The following is a 19,317-nucleotide window of genomic DNA, read 5'->3' as shown; positions in this document are numbered from 1 at the left end:
GGCTCAGAGTTCCTTTCTGAGATCGACGACGCGCAGGAGGGCCGCGACGACGGCGCCCATCACGATGGTCAGCACCACGCCGACCACCGCGGCGAAGGCCCATTTCAGCGAGCCGACCTGGGTTACGATGATGTTGCCCAGGAGGTTGACCTTGCGTCCCGAGAGGGCGGCGGAGGTGGCGAATTCGCCCAGCACCATCACGGAGACGAAGATCGATCCGACGACCACGCCGGGCATCGACAGCGGCAGGATGATGGTGCGGAAGATGCGCCAGAAGCCGGCTCCGAGATCGCGTGCCGCCTCGATCACGTTGGGATCTATGCGGCCGAGCATGAAGGCGATCGGCCCGACCATGAAGACGCAGTAGATCTGCGTCATGCCTATCACCACCGACAGGTCGGAGAACAGGAGCGCCTCTATCGGCTGGCTTATGATGCCGCTCTTGAGCAGGATCAGGTTGATAGCCCCCTCCTTGCCCAGCATCGGGCGCCAGGCGAGGACGCGGATCAGGAACGAGGTCCAGAACGGGATGACGCAGAGGACGAGGAGCGATGTCTGGAGAGTCTTGTTGCGTACGAAGAGGCCGACGAAGAGAGCCGTGGGATAGCCTACCACAATGGTCGCTGCCAGGACCGTCAGCCAGATGCGGATCGTTGTCCAGAGGGCGTCGAGATAGGTATCGCTGCTGAAGAAGGTGACCCAGCTCTTGGTCGTCAGGATCGGTTCGATCTTGAAGGTGGTCTGTGTCCAGAACGACACGTAGACCATCATCAGGATGGGAACGAGCAGGAAGAGCACCATCCACAAGACGCCTGGCGCAAGCAGCCACAACGTCCTGCTGCGGGGCCTGCGGGTCTGTGCAGCCGCTGTTTCGCTGGCTGAAGTTGTCGTCATCCAGTCGGTCTCCGTTCCGGGCCGGGGGTCAGCGAGGGACATGGCGGCCTCTCACGCGTAAAGGAGCGCGACGTCGCGCTTCCACACGAGGCCGTAGCGTTCCTGCGGCGCATAGTCGGCGGGCGGCCGGTGGCTGAGATGGGTTTCCACCTCCACCACCTGCCCGTTGTCGAGGGCAAAGAAGGAATTCACGGCTGCGCCGCTGTATTCGCTGGCGACGAAGGCGCCCTCGACACGCTCTTCGTCCGAGGTGACGGTGGCGGGGAGGGGGCGTACTTCGATGCGATCGTGGCGCACGGCGTAGGCCTGCCTGCCGCCCGGCAGGCGCTCGCTGCCGGCGATGGAGAAGGTCCCTGCGGGTCCGACGAAGGCGTCGCCCGCGATGGATCCTTCGAACAGGTTGTAGCAATTGAGGAACCGCGCGACGGAAGGACGGGCGGGGCGGTTGTAGATCGTGTCCGCATCCGCGGATTGAGCGATCCTGCCCCGGTCGAGCACCAGTACGGTGTCGCCCATGGCCAGTGCCTCGGATTCGCTGCCGGTGACATGCAGGAAGGTGACGCCGAGGCGTTCGCGGATCTGCCTCAGTTCCGTGCGCATGCGGGCACGGAGGTTGGCGTCGAGCGCGCCGAGGGGCTCGTCGAGAAGCACCAGATGCGGCTCGGTGACCAGTGTGCGGGCGAGTGCGACACGCTGGCGCTGGCCGCCGGAGATCTGGGCCACGCCGCGATCCTCGAGGCCGGTCAGTCCGACCAGCTCGATCATCCCGGCGACCTTGCGCTGGATGGCTGTTTTGTCCTTCAGCGCTCCGGTTTCGCGGTTCGCGAGGCCATAGGCTATGTTGCCCGCTACCGAGAGGTGGGGGAACAAGGCGAAGTTCTGGAAGACGAATCCGATGCCGCGGCGATGCGCGGGAGTGTCGTCGATGCTCCGCCCATCCAGCAGGACGGTGCCCTGGTCAGGATCTTCAAAGCCGGCGATGACCCGAAGCAGCGTTGTCTTGCCCGATCCGCTAGGCCCCAGAAGCGATACATAGGCATTGCCGGGAATGGTGAGATCAATGCCGTCCAACGCATTAAGATCACCGTAGGACTTCCTTATGCCAGAAAGATGAAGTACATCTGTCAAAAGGCCCTCCCGAGATCAAAAGCACAGTTGTCCAGTTTCCTGTTGAACGTAAATCAACAAGATCAGAGACAGAATTCGATAAGACGCGAAGATTCAATCAACCGCAGCGATGGCGCGGTCGCATAAATGCCTGCAGTCTATTTATTTAGTTCACCTCTGCATTGCTTCTTCGGCAACGAGTAGGCACATCCTAGTTTGATCGATCTTTGTATGCAACAGTCTTTTTTAGTCTCTTTGCCTAAAATCTGAGCGCGCACGGTGTTTGGACCGCCAAGGCGGTCGCAAGGATGTCTTGATGCTGACTGTGGCCCTGAACCGCCGGAATATGAACTAAAGTCGCTCTTTCCCTGATGGTTTCGCTCGCTGGAGGGGTGCGTCTCTCCATATATCGATGGCGGACTGGCGGGCTAGCGAATTCCCTTCGTTAGACGTGGATGTGCCCGTGTCTCTCCGCGCGGGGCAAAAATAGGCCTGTTTTGCGCAAAAATTAGAGCTTAGTATACAAAATCCATTTTTGTGACGGGCGACACATCATGCCAAACGCGTTAACAAGAGCAGGTTCCAGGCGGTTCGTGATGACGCAGCGGGGAGGGTCAGTTAACGGCATGCCAATGTCCAAGCCTCGTCAGACCGCCCAGCGACGCTACGAAATCGTCGAAGACGTGCTGCGCGCCAATATCGCCCAGGGATTGCTGCCGCCGGGATTGGTTCTGCTGGAAGGGCCGATCGCCGAGATATTCCAGACGTCCCGCGCGCCGGTCCAGCGGGCTCTGCTGCGCCTGGAGGCTGAACGGCTCATCCATCGCTTCGACGGGCGCGGCTACCTTGTGGGCGAGCCGGGGCGGCATGTCGCGCCTTTGCGTACCGACATCAAGACGCTGGGCCTCGTGGTGCCGGAGGCGATCGACGAGGCCTTGCAAAGCCGCTCGGCCTGGGAGCGCATCTACGATTCCATAGAGGCGGATGTCGCGGCCTGCGTGGTTTTCGGACGCTATCGCATCATCGAGATCGAACTGGCCGAGCACTTCAATGTCAGCCGCACGGTCGTGCGTGACGTGCTCGGGCGCCTGCAGGAGAGGGGCCTGGTTCAAAAGAACCAGAGCTCTCACTGGATCGCCGGCCCGCTCACGGCCAAGTCGATCAAGGACCGTTTCGCGCTTCGCCGCATCCTGGAACTGCCGGCGCTCGTATCGGCCGCCCCCCGCATAGATCGCTCGAAGCTGACGACGCTGCTCGACAATCTGTTCGAGGCCGAGCGGGCGGTGTCGGACGCCGATCTGCCCGACCGGGAGGATCTGGAGACCAAGCTGGTGGAGACCTGCGTGATGGCCACTCCGAATGAGAGGCTGCGCGAGCTCATCCGCGACAATCTCCTGCCGGTCGCCGCGTCCGAGCGCCTGCTGCGCCAGTTCGGCCTGCCCCGCGACCGCATCGCCATCGCCGAATATCGCCTGATCGTGGAACTGCTGACGCGAGGGGCCATCGAGGCTGCGGCTGCGATGTTCGACGCCCATCTCGAAGAAGCCATGAACCGCAATATCGCGCAGATGAAGATCGTGGCCGTGATCCCGGCTCCCCAATCGGTGGCGCCCTATCTGACCCGCGTTTCCGAATGAACCATGCGCCACTCCGGCGTTGAACCGCGCGGATCGCTTCCAAGCGAGTTCCCTTGCGCGAGTACCGCGGGAGGGGCGGCGGCTCAACCGATCGGCGGGCGGAGTTCCTGCCCATAGCGCGGCCGGGCCGCCATGAACTCGTCGAAATGCTCGACCAGGAATTCGAGATGCTGGGCCATTGCGCCCGCCGCGGCTTCCGGATCGCCGCCGCGAATGGCCTCGATGATGGCCTGATGCTGTGCAATGAGGGTCGGCGCATGTTCGGGACTGAGAGTGAGCTTGCGCGCCCTGTCCATGTGGACCTTGATCTCTGCGATGAGCAGCCAGATCATCGGCCTGCCCGAGGCCGCGGCGATGATCTGGTGCATTTCCTCGTCGAGGCGGTACAGCGTCTCGAAGTCCCCGCCGGCAGCGGCCTGTCTCTGGCGGGCAAAGTTGGCGTCGAGATCTGCCAGGACTTCGGGCGTCCTGCGCGTGGCGGCAAGACGAACCACGGCGCATTCCAGGGCGGAGCGCGCGAATTGGGCATCCATCACGAGTTCGCGCCTGATCGGCGAGACATAGGTGCCATGCTGGGGAATGACGTCGACGAGGCCTTCGTTTTCCAGCCGTTTGAACGCTTCACGGACAGGGGTCCGGCTGAAGCCGAACTCCGTCGACAGACGGGTCTCGGAAAGGAGTTCGCCAGGCTCGAACGTCAGGTCGAGGATTCGACGTCTGATGATGGCGTAGGCCTGGCCGGCAATCGGCTCTCGTGTCTGGCGGTGGCTGAATGCCATTCGGGCATTTGTCCCATGTGAATGCTGCACGAACGCGATGTGACACATTCCCCATCGCCTGTACATGCCATGCTTGATTACATGCGTACTTGTATACTAGTAATCCGCGTGATATGGAAGCCGGAGTTGCCGGCCGGGTTCTCACCGGCCCTGCACTACAAACCATCAATAATGTCGGCCTTGGCGCCGCTTGGGAGAACTGAGGAAATGCTGAAGAAGCTTGTGCTCGCCGCTACCACGCTCATCGTCGCTGCCACCGGCGCCTCGGGCGCGGATTTGAGGAAGGTCGGCGTGACCCTCGGCTCGCTCGGCAATCCTTTCTTCGTGTCGCAGGGCAATGCCGCGGTGGAGGCGGCAAAGAAGGTCAATCCGAAGGCTGAAGTGACCGTCGTCGCCGCCGACTACGATCTCGGCAAGCAATTCAGCCAGATAGACAATTTCATAGCGGCCGGAGTCGACTTCATCCTCCTGAATGCGGCCGATCCCAAGGCGATCGCCCCGGCCGTGAAGAAGGCACAGGGCGCCGGCATCCGCGTCATCGCCATCGGAGACGTGGCCGAGGGGGCCGATGCCGTGGTGATGACGGACAACACGCAGGCGGGCACGATCTCCTGCCAGTATCTGGTGGACAAGCTCGGCGGGAAGGGCAACGTCGTCATCGTGAACGGACCCCAGGTATCCTCCGTCGTGGCGCGTGTCGCCGGCTGCAAGGCCGTCCTCGCCAAGTATCCCGGCATCAAGCTCCTGTCCGACGACCAGGACGCCAAGGGCTCGCGTGACGGCGGCCTCGCCGTGATGCAGGCCCTGCTGACGCGTTTCGATCATATCGACGGTATTTTCACCATCAATGATCCCACCGCCATCGGCGTCGATCTCGCGGCCAAGCAGCTCAACCGCAAGGAAATGATCATCACCTCCGTCGATGGCGCGCCGGATATCGTTGCGGCCCTCAAGGGCAATACGCTCATCCAGGCTTCGGCCGCGCAGGAACCGCAGACCATGTCCATCAAGGGTATCGAACTCGGCATGGACTACATGACGGGCAAGACTCCGGCCGAAACCAGCTTGCTCATCCCTTCCACGCTGGTCACGCGCGACAACGCAGCCGACTACAAGGGCTGGTGAGGCCCGCGGGGCCCGGGGATCGTATCCAGCGCTGGGATCGGAGCACATGCACGACGAATTCAAGGGCAAATGCGCCTTCGTGATGGGCGGCACGACGGGCATCGGACGCGCCGCTGCCGAACTTCTGGCGGCCAGGGGAGGGCGTGTCGCCCTATTCGGCGCGCCGGTGTCCGCCGACAACAGGGACGCCGGTCTGGACAGCCTTCCTGAAGGCGTCGTCGTCTTCACCGGTGACGGCTCGCAGGCGGCCGAGGTCGCGGCCGCCATGGAGCGGACGGTCGCGGCGTTCGGTGGTCTCGACATCCTCGTCAATTCGGCCGCCGTGCATCCCTACGGCACGGCCCTGGAAACGCCGGAGAGTGTGTGGGACCGCGTCATGGGCGTCAACGTCAAGAGCGCCTTCCTGACCTGCCATTACGGCCTGCCCCACCTGATCGCGCGCGGCGGCGGTGCCATCGTCAACGTCGCCTCGAACCAGGGCAGCGCCAACACGGCGGGGCTTTCGGCCTATGCCACCAGCAAGGGGGCCATCCTCGCCTTCACCCGCACGCTGGCCATTGATTTCGGCGACCGCGACATCCGGGCGAACTCCGTGAGCCCCGGGCCGATCGATACGCCCCTGCTGCGCGTCGCGGCGGAGAAATTCGGCGAGGGCCGAGAACGCGCGGCGGTCTATCGCGACTGGAGCGCGAAGGTGCCGATACGACGCATCGGCACGCCGGCCGAGATCGCCGAGGTCATCGCCTTCCTGGCCAGCGACCGGGCGAGCTTCGTCACGGGCGCGGACTATGCCGCCGATGGTGGCCTGCTCGCCAAACTCGGCTTTTGAGGTTCAGCATGACCGACCTGCCAGATTTCCGATCGCGCGCCTTTCTGCTCGACCAGATCGAGGAGGCGATGCGTTTCTATCATCCTGCCGCCTGCGACCCCGCGGGTGGCTTCTTCCACGTCCTTTCCAACGAAGGCGCCGTGTTGGATGCCCGTACGCGCAGCCTCGTCAGTTCGTGCCGCTTCGTCTTCATCCACGCCAATGCCTATCTGCTGTTCGGGCGGAGCGAATACAGGGAGGCTGCGCGCCACGGCCTCGCCTTCCTGCTCGAACATCACCGCGTACCTCTGACCCGGGGCTACCGCTGGCAGTTCGACTTCGAACGCGGAGAACGTTCCGGAGAGGATCGCCGCAACATCACCTATGGGCTGAGCTTCGTCGTGCTCGCCTTCGCGATGGCCCTCAAGGCCGGACTGCCCGAGGCGGCCGCCTGGCTCGACGAGATGGTCGAGACTATGGAGAGGCGCCTCTACGAACCGGCGGCGGGTCTTTATGCCGACGAGGCGAGCGCGGACTGGTCGCAAGTACGCCCCTATCGCGGCCAGAACGCCAATATGCATGCATGTGAAGCCATGCTGGCCGCCTATGAGGCCACCGGCAGGACCTTTTACCTCGACCGAGCCGACTCCATCGCGCACGCCGTCGCCGTCCGCCAGGCCGGCCTGTCTCCCCTCGGCCAGGTATGGGAACACTTCAAGGCGGACTGGTCGCTCGATCCGGACTATAACCGCGACGATCACTGCGACGGCTATCGTCCCTGGGGCTATCTTGCCGGTCACCAGACCGAATGGGCCAAGCTCCTGCTGATGCTGGACCGGCACAGGCCGTCTGCCTGGCATGCCGGGCGCGCCTGCGAACTCTTCGATGCCGCGCTCTCGCTGGTGTGGGACGAGGAGCGTGGCGGTATGCTCTACTCCTATGGCCACGACCGGGCCATCTACGACCGTTCCAAGCAGCAATGGGTGCATGCGGAGACCCTGGCGGCGGCGGCGCACCTGGCTGCTGCCACCGGAGACGTGCGCTACTGGGATTGGTACGACAGGCTCTGGGCCTTCGTCTGGCGGCATTTCGTGGACCACGGCCGTGGCGGCTGGTTCCGGGCTCTCAACACCGACAACAGCCTGGCAAGCCATGAGCGCGGCATTCCCGAGCCCGATTATCACAACATGGGCGCCTGTGCCGAGATCCTCGCGGTGCTCGACCGGAGACCCTCATGAAGATCGCCAGGATTACGCCATTCCTTTGCTACAGCCCGATCTCCGATCTGGTCTTCGTCAAGGTCGAGACGGACGAGCCCGGCCTGTTCGGCTGGGGCGAATGCTCCCTGCCCAGCAAGCCCCACGGCGTCGTGGGGGCTGTACGGGACCTCGAAAAGCTCGTGCTCGGCGAGGATCCGGAACGTATCGAATGGATCTGGCAGCGAATGTACCGGCATGCCTATTGGCGGGGCGGTCCGATCCAGACCAGCGCCCTGTCCGGCATCGACATGGCCTTGTGGGACATACGGGGGAAGATCCACGCGCGTTCGGTCGGAATGCTGCTCGGCGGGCCTGTGCGCGATCGGGTGAAGGCCTATGCCAATCTCGGCCTGTCGACCTCGCCGCAGGAGTTCCGCGACCGCGTTGAGATCGCGCTCGCCATGGGGTTCAAGGCGGTCAAGATTTATCCGCTGCCCAATGTTGCGCCGACGGAAGGGCGGGCAGCGATACGCCAGATCGTGGCCTGCTGCGAAGCCGTCAGGGATGCCCTGGGCGACGATCTGGACTTTGCCATCGACATGCATGGCAAGCCGAGCGCCAGCCTGGCCATCGCGATAGAGGCCGCCGTCCGCCACACCTCGCCGCTCTGGATCGAGGAGCCGGTCCCGGCAGAGGCGAACGAGAGCCTGGAAAGACTGGCGCAGCATTCGGCGACGCCGATAGCCGTGGGGGAGCGCCTGTTCACCCGCTGGCCCTTCCGCGCCATCCTCGAGAATGAATGGGCCGGCATCATCCAGCCGGATGTCGCCAATGCCGGCGGCATCAGTGAACTCGTCCGCATTGCCTCGCTTGCCGAGATGTATGGCGTCACCTTCGCGCCCCATAACCCGAACGGTCCCGTCCAGGCTGCGGCCAGCCTCGCGCTTTCGGCCTATGCGCAGAACTTCGCCATGCTGGAGACGCGCCACACCAATCTCGAATGGACCGCCCGGCTCTGCAGCTACGTGCCGCGCGTCGACCGCGATGGCTATCTCGCCCTGCCCGAGGGGCCGGGGCTCGGGGTGGAGATCGACGAAGCCTTCCTGCGCAGCCAGGACAAGGGGCAGTGGATACCAGAGGCTTTCCGGGCCGACGGCTCCATTGCGGACTGGTGACATGATGGCACAGGCCGTTCCCCTCCTCGAGGCTCGTCGCATCATCAAGCGCTTCGGCGGGATCGAGGCTTTGCGCGGTGCCGATTTCTCCATCTATCCCGCGGAGGTGGTGGCCCTGATGGGCGACAACGGAGCCGGCAAGTCCACCCTGGTCAAGACGATGTGCGGCGTGCTGCAGCCGACCGAGGGAGAAATCCTGCTGGAGGGAACGCCCGTCTGCTTCCCCTCGCCCAAGGATGCGCAGGCCGCCGGCATCGAGACCGTCTACCAGGATCTCGCCATGGCGCCGGATCTGGACTCCCCCGCCAACATGTTTCTCGGCCGCGAATTGCGACGCCCCGGCTTTGCCGGCCTGCTGGGCTTTCTGGATCATCGGCGCATGCGCGAGCGTACTCGCGAGGCGCTTTCCTCCATGTCGGTCCAGTTGAAGAGCCTCGACGCGCCGATCTCCACTTTGTCGGGCGGCCAGCGCCAGAGCGTCGCCGTGGTCCGCGCCGTGACCTGGGCCGACAAGCTCGTGATCATGGACGAGCCGACGGCCGCGCTCGGCGTGGTGCAGACGCGAGCGGTGCTCGACCTCATCAAGCGGGTGAAGGCGTCCGGACGAGCGGTGATCATCATCAGCCACAACGTGCCCGACGTGATGGAGGTCGCCGACCGCGTCGAGGTCTTCCGGCTGGGGCGGCGAACGGCGCGCTTCTCCGGTCCGGAAATGACCATGTCCAATATTGTCGGCGCCATTACCGGTGCCATCGTGAACGAGGTTACGCCATGAGCGAGCAGGGTATCGCGCCGCTCGGCGGACGAGTCTTCAACACCCTGGCCGGCCCGGCGCGCATGGTCCTGATCCTGGCGCTGATCGTCCTTGCCTTCTCGGTCGCCCGCTTCGATGCTTTCGCCAGCTTTGCCAATCTGCGCAACATTGGCATGGCGGCCGCCATTCTCCTCGTCATGTCGGTGGGCGCCACCTATGTGATCGTCACCGCCGGCGTCGACCTCTCGGTCGGCGCGGTGCTGGTCTTCTCCGGCGTCATCGCCGCGCAGGTGATGCAGTATCTTGGCGGGGAGGGCTGGGGAGTGGCCCTGGCCGGCTTGATCGCAGCCTGCATCGCCGGGACGGGCTGGGGCGTGATCAACGGGCTCCTGGTGGCGAAGGCGCGGATTCCAGCCCTGATCGCAACGCTGGGTACCATGGGCGCAGCCCAGGGGCTGGCCTGGATCATCGCCGGCGAGGATCTCAAGGATGTGCCCACCGAGCTCGGCGACATCGTCGGCGTGGGCGACTTCTACGGTGTCCCGGTCCTCGTGGTGATCGCGGCTGTCGTGACCATCGTCGGGGGAGTCTGGCTGGCCGCCACGCGTTTCGGCCGGCATGCCCTGGCAATCGGTTCCAATCCGCTGGCCGCGCGCGAGATGGGCATTCCGGTCGACCGTCACCTGATCAGGATCTACGCCCTCGCAGGGCTGCTGGCAGGTTTTGCGGGGCTGCTTTCGCTGGCCCGGTACGGCTCGACGACGATGTCCGGCCACGCCACCGACAACCTGAGCGTGATCGCGGCGGTCGTGATCGGCGGCACCAGCCTGTTTGGCGGGCGCGGCAGCGTTTTCGGCACGGCCGTCGGAGTTCTCATTCCCGCAACGCTGGAGAACGGCCTGATCATGGTCGATCTGAGCACCTTCTGGCGCGACGTGATGGTCGGCGTGGTGCTGATCCTTGCTGTCTATCTCGATCAGTTGGGACGTCGGGCGGCGCGATGAGCGCGGCGCCAAACCGCGAGGACGGCTCTCGGGCACTCCGCCTCGTTTCGCATCTTGCCCCAATCATGCCAGGGAGTTCGGATCCATGAAACGCTTGACCCTTGTGACGGCCGCTTTGCTCGCCGGATGCGCGGGCGCCACCGCCGCGCGGGCGGAGACCTCCATCGCCTTCATTCCCGGCGTGGGGGGCGATGCCTATTACGGCTCGGTGCAATGCGGGATCGAGGCGGCGGCCAGGAAGCGCGGAGCCAAGGTGACGACGCAGGCGCCCAAGTCCTTCGATCCGGCTGCGCAGATCCCCATTCTGGAGGCGATGATCGCCAAGAAGCCCGACGCCATCGTCATTGCGCCGACCGACGGCAAGGCTCTGTTCGGACCGCTGAAGAAGGCCGCGGACCAGGGCATCAAGGTTGTGCTGGTCGACACCACGCTAGAGGATCCCTCTATCGCGGTTTCGGAAGTATCCTCCGATAATGTGGAAGCTGGCCGTGTAGCCGGCCGCGAACTGCTCAAGCTGCTCTCTGGCAGGAAGGGATCGGTGATCACCGTCAATCTCAGCCCCGGCGTGTCTACCACCGACGATCGCGAGAAGGGTTTCGCCGAAGCCGTCAAGGCGGAAGGCATCAAGTATCTCGGCCAGCAGTTCTCCAACAATTCGGTGCAGAAGGCGGACCAGATCGTCTCCGCCACTCTCCTCTCCAGTCCCGACCTCGAAGGCATCTTTTCCACGGCCGCCTTCAATACCGAGGGAGCTGTTGCCGCCCTTCGCGCGGCCGGCCGGACCAAGGACGTCGTGATCGTGGGGTTCAACGCCAATCCGCCTGGCATCGAGGAACTGAAGAAGGGCCAGGTCGCGGCGCAGGTCGTCCTGAAACCCTATGACGAAGGCAGGATGGCCGGAGAGCAGGCCCTGAACGCGCTCGAGGGCAAGCCCGTCGAAAAGAAACTGCTGACCGGCTCGACGGTGGCGACCAAGGACAATCTCAAGGATCCGGACGTCGCCAAATATGTCTACAGCTTCACGTGCCCGGCCGACTGAGCGGGACGCCGATCGTCGGCGAGGCATGCCCGGGACGGCTCGATCCGCCCTGGGCGTTTCTTTGCGCGGCATGCTCCGCGGGCTGCTCCGCCACACCTCGTTCGGACGGCTGCTGCACCATCCCCCTTATCCTTCGCCGCGCATCGAGAGCCGGTGAGGCGTTTCATCGACGTGGAAGGTGTGCGGGAGAGATGACCCGCGAAGTGCAGGGCTGCCGCCACGAATGATGGCACGCATGGCAGCCATTCCTTTTTGCATATTTACTTTATAAAATATATAGAAATAGTAGATTTTGTGTATCGCATAACACAGCTATGCACGCCAGCTCCCCGGTCCATTCGCGACGCTCGCCAGCTCTGCACCAAGAGGAAACACGATGTCAGGCTCCATTGGCTCCCGCCTTCCCGATTTCTCAGACAAGCGCGTGGTCGACCGTCATCTGGATCGTCTCGATACGACCGGCGTGAGCCGCCGCGATTTCCTCGCACTGGCTTCCGCCGGCGCGGCGGCTGCCTTCACCGCTTCCGCACTCGGCCTGCCTTCGGTCGCAGTCGCCTCGCCGGATGGCAAGCTTGCCTTCCTCACCGCCTTCTACCGCAACGAATACAATATCATTCTGGACAAGGCCTTCGCCGAAGCTACCAAGGATCTCGGTTTCGGCGGCTATACGGCCCTCGACGGGAACTTCGACAGCCAGCTCCAGCTCAATCAGTTCGAGCAGCAGGAAGCCGCTGGCATCCAGTCCGCGATCTTCAACCTTGCCGATGGCAGCCCGCTACGCCGCATCGCCAAGGGAGCCCAGGATAACAAGGTCTATGTCGGCAATGTCTGGGATACGCTGGCCTGGTTCACGCCCTTCGAGGCCGGCGACTACTACACGCTCTACGCGGTTCCGGAGGAATTCGCAGCCCACAGGGCCGTCACGGTGGAGCTGCTGAAGGCGGTCACCGAGAAATTCGGCGGCGGCGATATCGTCGGCGTGACGGGATCCCCGGGCAACTGGACCGACATCGCCCGCAGCCGGGGTCGCGACGACGCCTTCAAGGAGTTTCCGAAGACCCGGCTCGTCGATCAACTGCCCGGCAAGTGGAATCGCGAGGATGCTCTCAAGGCCACCGAGGACCTGCTCAGCCGCCACAAGAACGTGGTCGGCGTCGTGGCGCAGAACGACGACGTGGCCCAGGGCGTGATTGCGGCGCTGAACGCCGCCGGCCTGCGGCCCGGCGAGGATGTGCTGGTCGTCGGAGCTGACGGCACCAGCGGCGGAGTGAAGTCGATCGAGCGAGGCACGCAGCTGGCGACGAGCGCCAACAGTCCTGCTTATGCCGCCGCCCTCTTCGCCGGCCGCATCTACGACGTGACGCATGGATGGCAGCCCCGCGCTTCCGAGCGCCTGCTCAACTGGCGCTCGCTCACCACCACCAAGGACAATGTCGGGGGCTATCTCAAGCGCTTCGTAGACAATGACGGCGTGAAGCCGTTCGACTACCGTAAGATCTCCAAGGTTCTGCATACCGACGACTGGGATCCCCAGGCCGATGTCCATCCGCTCGACATCGACAAGCATTGGGAAGGTATCGCCAAGCCTGAGGGCTGGACCTATCCGCAGGCCTATCAGGACGCCCGCACCTCAGGTGAGTTCGAAAAGGTCCGCGCCGAATATGCGGATCACTACAAAATCAAGTTCGACGGTCCGTCGCCCAACGCGAAGGCGTGAAGGCAGCGCTTCGCTGTCTCTGCCTCCTCCCTCCACGTTCCGCGAGATTCCCGATGTCCGTCCTCGGCCAGGCGCGCCAGCGCCAGAGCGAACCGGTCGTTGTCCGGCCTCCCCTCTTCGAGGCTACCGGCCTGTGCAAGTCCTATGGCCGGAGCGTCGTCCTCAAGGACGTCAGCTTCGAGGTGCCGCCCAACAAGGTCGTGACCTTCGTCGGCGAGAACGGCGCAGGCAAGTCGACGCTGTTCAACATCCTCAGCGGCCTGGTGAAGCCGGATAGCGGCTCCATGCAGCTCGACGGCCGCTCCTTCGCCGCGAGGAGCTACGGGGAAGCCGTTACCAAAGGCATTTCCCGGGTCTTCCAGGAACAGTCGCTGGTGCCCAATATTCCCGTCTACGAGAATTTAATCCTCGGGCATGAGCATCGGTTCACAAGGGCGGGGCAGCTCATCGACAAGAGGGCGATGATCGCCGCGGCCGAGCGGATCGTCGAAGAGGCGGGAATTGACGTCGACGTCCGCCGGCGCACCGGCGACTACGACTTCTCGAAGCGCCAGTCCATCGAGATCGCCAGGGCGTGCCTGGCGACCTCGCATCTGGCGAAGGTGAGCACACCCTTCATTCTCCTGGACGAGCCGACGTCCGCACTCGACCGCCGTGACGAGGAAGCCTTCTTCCGCCTGGTGGAGCGCGTGAAGCAGCGCGGCTCCCTTCTGTTCGTCTCTCACCGTCTGACCGAAGTCCTGGAGGTTTCCGATATCATCTACGTCCTCAAGGATGGCGAACTCGTCGCGAGGCTCGATCCGGATCGGGCCAGCGAAAAACAGCTCCATGCCCTGATGGTCGGACGCGAGCGGGCGGCGGACTACTATCACGAGCGCCGCCAGCGTCGTGTCGAGGATGCGGCCCCCGTCGTCCGGGCGGAGGGGCTGAGCGCTCCGGGCCAGTTCGAGGACATCTCCCTGTCGGTGAGGGCGGGGGAGGTCGTCGGCATCGGCGGCCTTCTCGACTCGGGCAAGAGCGCCGTCGGCAAGGCGATCGCCGGAGTGGTGCCGCCCCAAGCCGGCGCCGTATCGCTGCGGGGCGGCAGGCCGGTTTCCCCGCGCATCAGCCGCTTCGTCCACCAGGGCCTCGCCTATGTTCCGGCCGAGCGGCTCGCCGAAGGCATGATCGCTTCCTTCAGCGTCGCCTGGAACATCTCGCTTGCCAGCGGCGCGGACCACTTCTCCAACCGGCTCGGCATCTGGCGACGGCAGAAGGAGGTCGACGTCGCCCGGCGCTTCGCCCAGGAACTCTCGATCAAATCCGCCACCCCGAACCTGAGCAGTTCCAGGCTTTCGGGCGGCAACCAGCAGAAGGTCGTGCTGGCCCGCTGGCTCGCCCGCAAGCCCGATGTGCTCATCCTCGACAATCCCACCCGCGGTGTCGACGCCGGTGCCAAGGAGGAGATCTACCGCCTGATCCGCGATCTGACGGCGGAGGGGGTCGGCATCCTGCTCATCACCGACGAACTCCTGGAACTGATCGGCCTCTCCAACCGCCTGCTCATCATGCAGCGCGGCCGCATCGTCACCGAGATCGACGCCCCCGTCGAGGCCAAGCCGAGCGAGCGTGAAGTCGTCGCCTGGATGCTTCCCCAGGGCGCGGAGAAGACCGAGGCGTCCACGCTGCAACCGAATCTCGAGATCGTACCATGACGACAGTTCCGCTCCATACGCCGCCACGCCGCTCGCTGCTTTCCCTCGACCTTCGCTCTGTCGACACCAGCCTGTGGTTTCCAATCGGCGTCGTGATCTTCCTGTTCGCCTTCTTCTCCCTTGCGACGGACTCGTTCGCCACCCTCCGCAATTTCACCGCCGTCAGCGGTCAGGCCGGCACCCTGCTCATCGCCTGCCTCGGCGGCACCTTCGTGGTGCTCATGGGCAGCATCGATCTTTCGGTCGGCGCCATCGTCCTGCTGGGCGGCGCGGCGGCCGTGACGCTGCTCAACGATACGCCCCTCGGTTTTGCCGTCCTTCCGGTCGTCGCGGTGATCGGGGGCATGCTGGGGCTGGTGAACGGCGTCATCTACACCTTGGGCCGCATTCCCTCGTTCATCGCCACGCTCGGCACGCTCTCCGTCTTCAGCGGCATCGCGCTCACCATTCTCGACGGACGCGCCATCCAGTTCGATCTCGCCGGATTCGAGCAGATCGCCATCGGACAGTTGATCCCGCGGCTGCCCAACATCGCGCTTTGCGCGCTCGCGGCCTGGCTGGTCGCCGTCTTCATTGCCGCCCGCACGCGCTTCGGCCGCTACATGTATCTGATAGGGGGAGGCGAAACCGTCGCCCGCACCGCCGGCATTCCGGTCGAGCGCTACAAGATCTACGCCTTCATGCTGTCGGGCGTGCTCGCGGCTATCGGCGCGGTGCTTTCGGTCGCGCGGCTGGGGGCGGCGGGCCCTTCGCTCGGCTCCGATCTCCTGCTGAACAGCCTCGCCGCCATCGTCGTCGGCGGCACCTCGCTGTCGGGCGGCGTCGGCGGCCCGCATCGCACGCTCATCGGTGTCCTCATCATCGCCGTTCTCGACAACGGCCTCAACCTGATGGGGGTCTCGCAATATTCGCAGATGGTGGTGAAGGGCGTGGTGGTGATCGCCGCAGTCCTGGTCAGCCGCGATCGTTCCCGCATTGCTGTGGTCAAATAGGTGCCTCATGCCGAAGAGACTGATCTTCAACGGCTTTTCCATGAATGCCGTGTCTCATGTCTATCACGGGCTCTGGCGCCACCCCCTTACGGCCCAGACCCGCTTCAACGATCTCGAGACCTGGGTAGAACTCGCAAGGCTCCTGGAAAAGGGCAAGTTCGACGCCCTCTTCGTCGCGGACATACTGGGCGTGGACGCCGTCTACAAAGACTCGTGGGATACCTACATCAAGGAGGCCGTGCAGATCCCGATCAACGATTCCGGCGTGCTCGTCGGAGCGCTGATCCAGTCGACCCAGCATCTCGGCCTCACCCTGACCAGCTCCATCCTGCAGGAGCATCCGTTCAACTTTGCGCGCAAGCTCTCTACTCTCGATCATCTCAGCAAAGGCCGCGTCGGCTGGAACATCGTCACCAGCGTGAGCCACAATGCCGCGCAGAATTTCGGTTTCGATCGCATCGTGCCGCATGACGAGCGCTATCGCTGGGCCGAGGAATATGTCGACGTCGTCTACAAGCTCTGGGAGGGATCCTGGGACGACGACGCGGTGATCGACGACAAGGCCGGCAACGTCTACGCCGATCCGGCGAAGATCCATCGCATCCATCATCACGGTCAGCGCTACAAGGTGCTCGGCCCCCATCTCAGCCAGCCCTCCCGCCAGCGCACGCCCGTCCTGTTCCAGGCCGGTTCCTCGTGTGCGGGCCGGGCCTTTGCCGCTCGTCATGCCGAGGGAACATTCATCGCGGCGGTCAATCCCCAGGGAGCCCGCCGGCAGATCGAAGAGACGCGGGCACTGGTGCGGGCCGCCGGCCGTGACCCCGGGGACCTGCTCTTCGTGCAGGGCATGTCCTTCGTGGTCGGCGGCACGGAGCAGGAGGCCCGCCGCAAGGCGCGCGACCTGGAGCAGGATGTCAGCGTCGACGGTCTGCTCGCCCATATCAGCCGGGATCTGGGCATCGACCTCGGCCTGCTCGACCCCGACAGGCCGGTCGACGAACTCGAAATCGAGGGCGTCCAAGGCATCATCCGCGCCTTCGAGGAGGGCAACCCCGGCAAGAGGGCCACCGTGGCCGATCTGGGCCGTGCCTATGCCTTGAGCAGCCAGGTCGTCGGTACCCCCGAGACCATCGCCGACCAGCTGGCCGAGTGGCAGGAAGCGGGCATCGACGGGGTCAACCTGATCTATCACACCACGCCAGGCTCCTTCGCCGATTTCATCGAGAACGTCACGCCGATCCTGCAAAAGCGTGGTCTCGCGCAGAACGACTATGCCGAGGGCAGCTTCCGGCAGCGCCTGTTTCCCGGCCGGCCAGCACTTCTTCCCGATCGCCACCCGGCGAGCCGCTATCGCGGTGCGTTCGTCGGAAGCCGCGAGCGCAACCAGCCGGCGGCATAGGAGGAAATATGCGCAAGAGACTGATATTCAACGCTTTCTCGATGAATGCCGTCTCGCATGTCTATCATGGCCTGTGGCGGCATCCGCAGACGCGACAGACCGAACTGAACCAGCTTTCGACCTGGGTCGAGCTCGCGCGCATCCTCGAAGAGGGGCGCTTCGATGCCCTGTTCCTGGCCGATGTCGTGGGAGTCGACAAGGGGCACAACGGCACCTGGGACATCTATCTCAAGGAAGGCATCCACTTCCCGGCCAATGACCCCTCGGTGCTGGCCGCGGCTTTGGTGGGGGCGACGCGTGAACTCGGACTGATGTTCACCAGTTCGATTCTCCAGTCCCATCCCTTCGACTTTGCCCGGCGGGTGTCGACGCTCGACCATTTGAGCGGCGGGCGGATCGGCTGGAACATCGTCACCACGACGAGCCGCAACGCCGCCGCCAATTTCGGCTTCGCCGAGCCGGTCCCGCACGACGAGCGCTATCGCTGGGCGGACGAATATGTCGAGGTTGCCTACAAGCTCTGGGAGGGATCCTGGGACGATGATGCCCTGCGGCTCGACCGGGAGGCCGGGGTCTACGCCGACCCGCATCGGATACGGCCCATCGATCATGCGGGCCAGCGCTATCGCGTGGCGGGACCGCATCTCACCGCACCCTCGCCGCAACGCACACCCGTGCTGATCCAGGCCGGCTCCTCCCGAGCGGGGCGGGCTTTCGCTGCCCGCAACGCCGAGGCGACCTTCGTCGTCTGCCTGACGCCCGAGGCGGCTCGCACGGCCGTTGCGGATATTCGGGCGGAGCTTGCCCGCGCGGGGCGGCGTCCCGACGACCTGCTGTTCTTTCAGGGTCTCTCCTTCGTCGTGGGGAGCTCCGAGGAGGAAGCGTGGCGCAAGTCCAGGGCCCTTGACGACTATGTCAGCACAGACGGCCTGGCGGCCCATGTCGGGCGCGACCTCGGCATCGATTTCGGCCTGCTCGACCCGGACAGGCCGGTGGCTGATTACCGGATCGAGGGGCTCCAGGGATTTACGCAGTTCTTCGAGGAAGCCAATCCGGGCAGGAAGGCGCGGTTGATCGATCTGGTGACGGCCATGTCCTACAACGGCCGCATCGTCGGCACTCCCGAGCAGATCGCCGACCGGCTGGAGGCCTGGCAGGATGCGGGGATCGACGGCGTCAACGTAGCCTACCAGACCACCCCAGGATCGTTCGTCGAATTCATCGATCACGTGATGCCGGTGCTGCGCGAGCGCGGCCTCGCCCAGCGCGACTATGCCCCCGGCACACTGCGTGAGCGCCTGTTTCCCGGACGGCCAGCCTTTCTCAGCGGCAATCACCCGGCCACGCGGTTTCGTGCCAGCCGGAGCGAAGCCGCCGAATAGCCCGTCTTCATAGGAGGAAAGCCATGACCACCCTGCTGCAAGAGCATGCCGAGCATCCGATCTCCCGCCTGCCGGTGCCCGAACCGGAGGCCCTTGCGGGCGACATCCGCAAGGTCGTCGAAGCGCATCATCAGGAAAACTGGGTGCGTTCCCTCTCGGTCAACGGCGAGACGGTGAACCGTTTCGCAGGCTATTTCGAGAGCCTCTTTTCGCCGCGTGGGCGCCTGCCGCTGCGCGAACGCGAACTCATCGCGGTCATCGTGTCGGCCACGAATGGCTGCGGCCTTTGCACGATCCACCACACGCGCGCGCTCGGGGAAGTCATCGAGGACCATGCGAGAGCCCAACGTATCGCGCTCGATGACCATCTGGTGCCTCTCTCTCGTCGCGAAAGAGCCCTGGTGGACCTGGCCCGCAAGATCACGCTCTCGCCGAAGTCCGTGGGAGAGGACGATTTCGCCAGGTTGCGGGATGCGGGCCTCTCGGATGCCGACATCCTCGAAGCTGTCGAGACCAGCGCCTGGTTCAACCACACCAACCGAATTTTCATCTCCCTGGGCGTGGTTCCCGACGACAAGTTCTTCCCGGCCTGACGGCCGGCTCCTCATGCCA

Annotated in this window: 17 protein-coding genes; 14 read left to right on the top strand and 3 right to left on the bottom strand. The window is 64.4% G+C overall.

Annotated features, from left to right (window positions below; genetic code table 11):
- Positions 1 to 3: 3 nt before the first annotated feature.
- Together AC6H34_RS03725 and AC6H34_RS03720 are read right to left on the bottom strand one after the other, a co-directional pair.
- Complete coding sequence (locus tag AC6H34_RS03725; RefSeq protein ID WP_448151225.1) at positions 4 to 894, bottom strand: ABC transporter permease; 891 nt, start codon at positions 892 to 894, stop codon at positions 4 to 6.
- Between the two features lie 51 nt (positions 895 to 945).
- Positions 946 to 2,022 carry an ABC transporter ATP-binding protein gene (locus AC6H34_RS03720; protein WP_497537936.1) on the bottom strand — a complete coding sequence of 359 codons (1,077 nt, stop codon included), beginning with the start codon at positions 2,020 to 2,022 and terminating at the stop codon, positions 946 to 948.
- Between the two features lie 605 nt (positions 2,023 to 2,627).
- On the opposite strand from AC6H34_RS03720, the gene AC6H34_RS03715 reads away from it, so the two are divergent.
- Positions 2,628 to 3,638, top strand: coding sequence for a GntR family transcriptional regulator (locus AC6H34_RS03715; protein ID WP_448146084.1), 1,011 nt, complete (start codon positions 2,628 to 2,630; stop codon positions 3,636 to 3,638).
- An 83-nt stretch (positions 3,639 to 3,721) separates the two neighbouring features.
- Here the strand turns inward: AC6H34_RS03715 and AC6H34_RS03710 are convergent, their stop codons facing one another.
- A complete protein-coding gene (locus AC6H34_RS03710; protein WP_448146085.1) occupies positions 3,722 to 4,417 on the bottom strand; it encodes a GntR family transcriptional regulator in 696 nt (231 codons plus the stop codon).
- A 207-nt stretch (positions 4,418 to 4,624) separates the two neighbouring features.
- Between AC6H34_RS03710 and AC6H34_RS03705 the strand changes: the two genes are divergently transcribed.
- The 13 genes from AC6H34_RS03705 (at position 4,625) to AC6H34_RS03645 (ending at position 19,298) form a co-directional block, all read left to right on the top strand.
- Entirely contained in the window at positions 4,625 to 5,542 is a 918-nt protein-coding gene (locus AC6H34_RS03705) for an ABC transporter substrate-binding protein (protein ID WP_448146086.1), read from the top strand.
- A gap of 46 nt (positions 5,543 to 5,588) precedes the next feature.
- A complete protein-coding gene (locus AC6H34_RS03700) occupies positions 5,589 to 6,371 on the top strand; it encodes an SDR family NAD(P)-dependent oxidoreductase (RefSeq protein WP_497537935.1) in 783 nt (260 codons plus the stop codon).
- Between the two features lie 8 nt (positions 6,372 to 6,379).
- The gene (locus tag AC6H34_RS03695; RefSeq protein WP_497537934.1) at positions 6,380 to 7,588 is read left to right on the top strand and encodes an AGE family epimerase/isomerase; all 1,209 of its coding nucleotides are present in this window, start codon (positions 6,380 to 6,382) and stop codon (positions 7,586 to 7,588) included.
- Positions 7,585 to 8,724 (top strand): galactonate dehydratase, encoded by a 1,140-nt coding sequence (gene dgoD / locus AC6H34_RS03690; RefSeq protein ID WP_448146089.1) that lies wholly within the window; start codon positions 7,585 to 7,587, stop codon positions 8,722 to 8,724. Before AC6H34_RS03695 ends, dgoD begins: the two co-directional genes overlap by 4 nt.
- 4 nt (positions 8,725 to 8,728) lie before the next feature.
- Positions 8,729 to 9,499 carry an ATP-binding cassette domain-containing protein gene (locus AC6H34_RS03685; protein ID WP_497539847.1) on the top strand — a complete coding sequence of 257 codons (771 nt, stop codon included), beginning with the start codon at positions 8,729 to 8,731 and terminating at the stop codon, positions 9,497 to 9,499.
- Positions 9,496 to 10,482 carry an ABC transporter permease gene (locus AC6H34_RS03680; protein ID WP_497537933.1) on the top strand — a complete coding sequence of 329 codons (987 nt, stop codon included), beginning with the start codon at positions 9,496 to 9,498 and terminating at the stop codon, positions 10,480 to 10,482. The genes AC6H34_RS03685 and AC6H34_RS03680 overlap by 4 nt, the downstream gene beginning before the upstream one ends.
- A gap of 85 nt (positions 10,483 to 10,567) precedes the next feature.
- Positions 10,568 to 11,521 carry an ABC transporter substrate-binding protein gene (locus AC6H34_RS03675; protein WP_448146092.1) on the top strand — a complete coding sequence of 318 codons (954 nt, stop codon included), beginning with the start codon at positions 10,568 to 10,570 and terminating at the stop codon, positions 11,519 to 11,521.
- Positions 11,522 to 11,897: 376 nt separating this feature from the next.
- Entirely contained in the window at positions 11,898 to 13,238 is a 1,341-nt protein-coding gene (locus AC6H34_RS03670; protein WP_448146093.1) for a sugar ABC transporter substrate-binding protein, read from the top strand.
- A gap of 53 nt (positions 13,239 to 13,291) precedes the next feature.
- On the top strand, positions 13,292 to 14,932 hold the full coding sequence (locus tag AC6H34_RS03665; protein WP_497537932.1) for a sugar ABC transporter ATP-binding protein: 1,641 nt from the start codon (positions 13,292 to 13,294) through the stop codon (positions 14,930 to 14,932).
- Positions 14,929 to 15,924: an ABC transporter permease gene (locus AC6H34_RS03660; RefSeq protein ID WP_497537931.1), complete on the top strand. Its 996-nt coding sequence runs from the start codon at positions 14,929 to 14,931 to the stop codon at positions 15,922 to 15,924. The genes AC6H34_RS03665 and AC6H34_RS03660 overlap by 4 nt, the downstream gene beginning before the upstream one ends.
- A 7-nt stretch (positions 15,925 to 15,931) precedes the next feature.
- Positions 15,932 to 17,323 carry an LLM class flavin-dependent oxidoreductase gene (locus AC6H34_RS03655; protein WP_497537930.1) on the top strand — a complete coding sequence of 464 codons (1,392 nt, stop codon included), beginning with the start codon at positions 15,932 to 15,934 and terminating at the stop codon, positions 17,321 to 17,323.
- Between the two features lie 8 nt (positions 17,324 to 17,331).
- Complete coding sequence (locus AC6H34_RS03650; RefSeq protein ID WP_497537929.1) at positions 17,332 to 18,705, top strand: LLM class flavin-dependent oxidoreductase; 1,374 nt, start codon at positions 17,332 to 17,334, stop codon at positions 18,703 to 18,705.
- Positions 18,706 to 18,728: 23 nt separating this feature from the next.
- Positions 18,729 to 19,298, top strand: a complete 570-nt coding sequence (locus AC6H34_RS03645; RefSeq protein WP_448146098.1) for a peroxidase-related enzyme — start codon at positions 18,729 to 18,731, stop codon at positions 19,296 to 19,298.
- The last annotated feature ends 19 nt before the right edge of the window (positions 19,299 to 19,317 follow it).

This window comes from Labrys sp. ALF-8, from assembly GCF_059699065.1.
The sequence above is the reverse complement of the archived record's forward strand: the minus strand, read 5'-3'. Positions and strand labels throughout refer to the sequence as shown.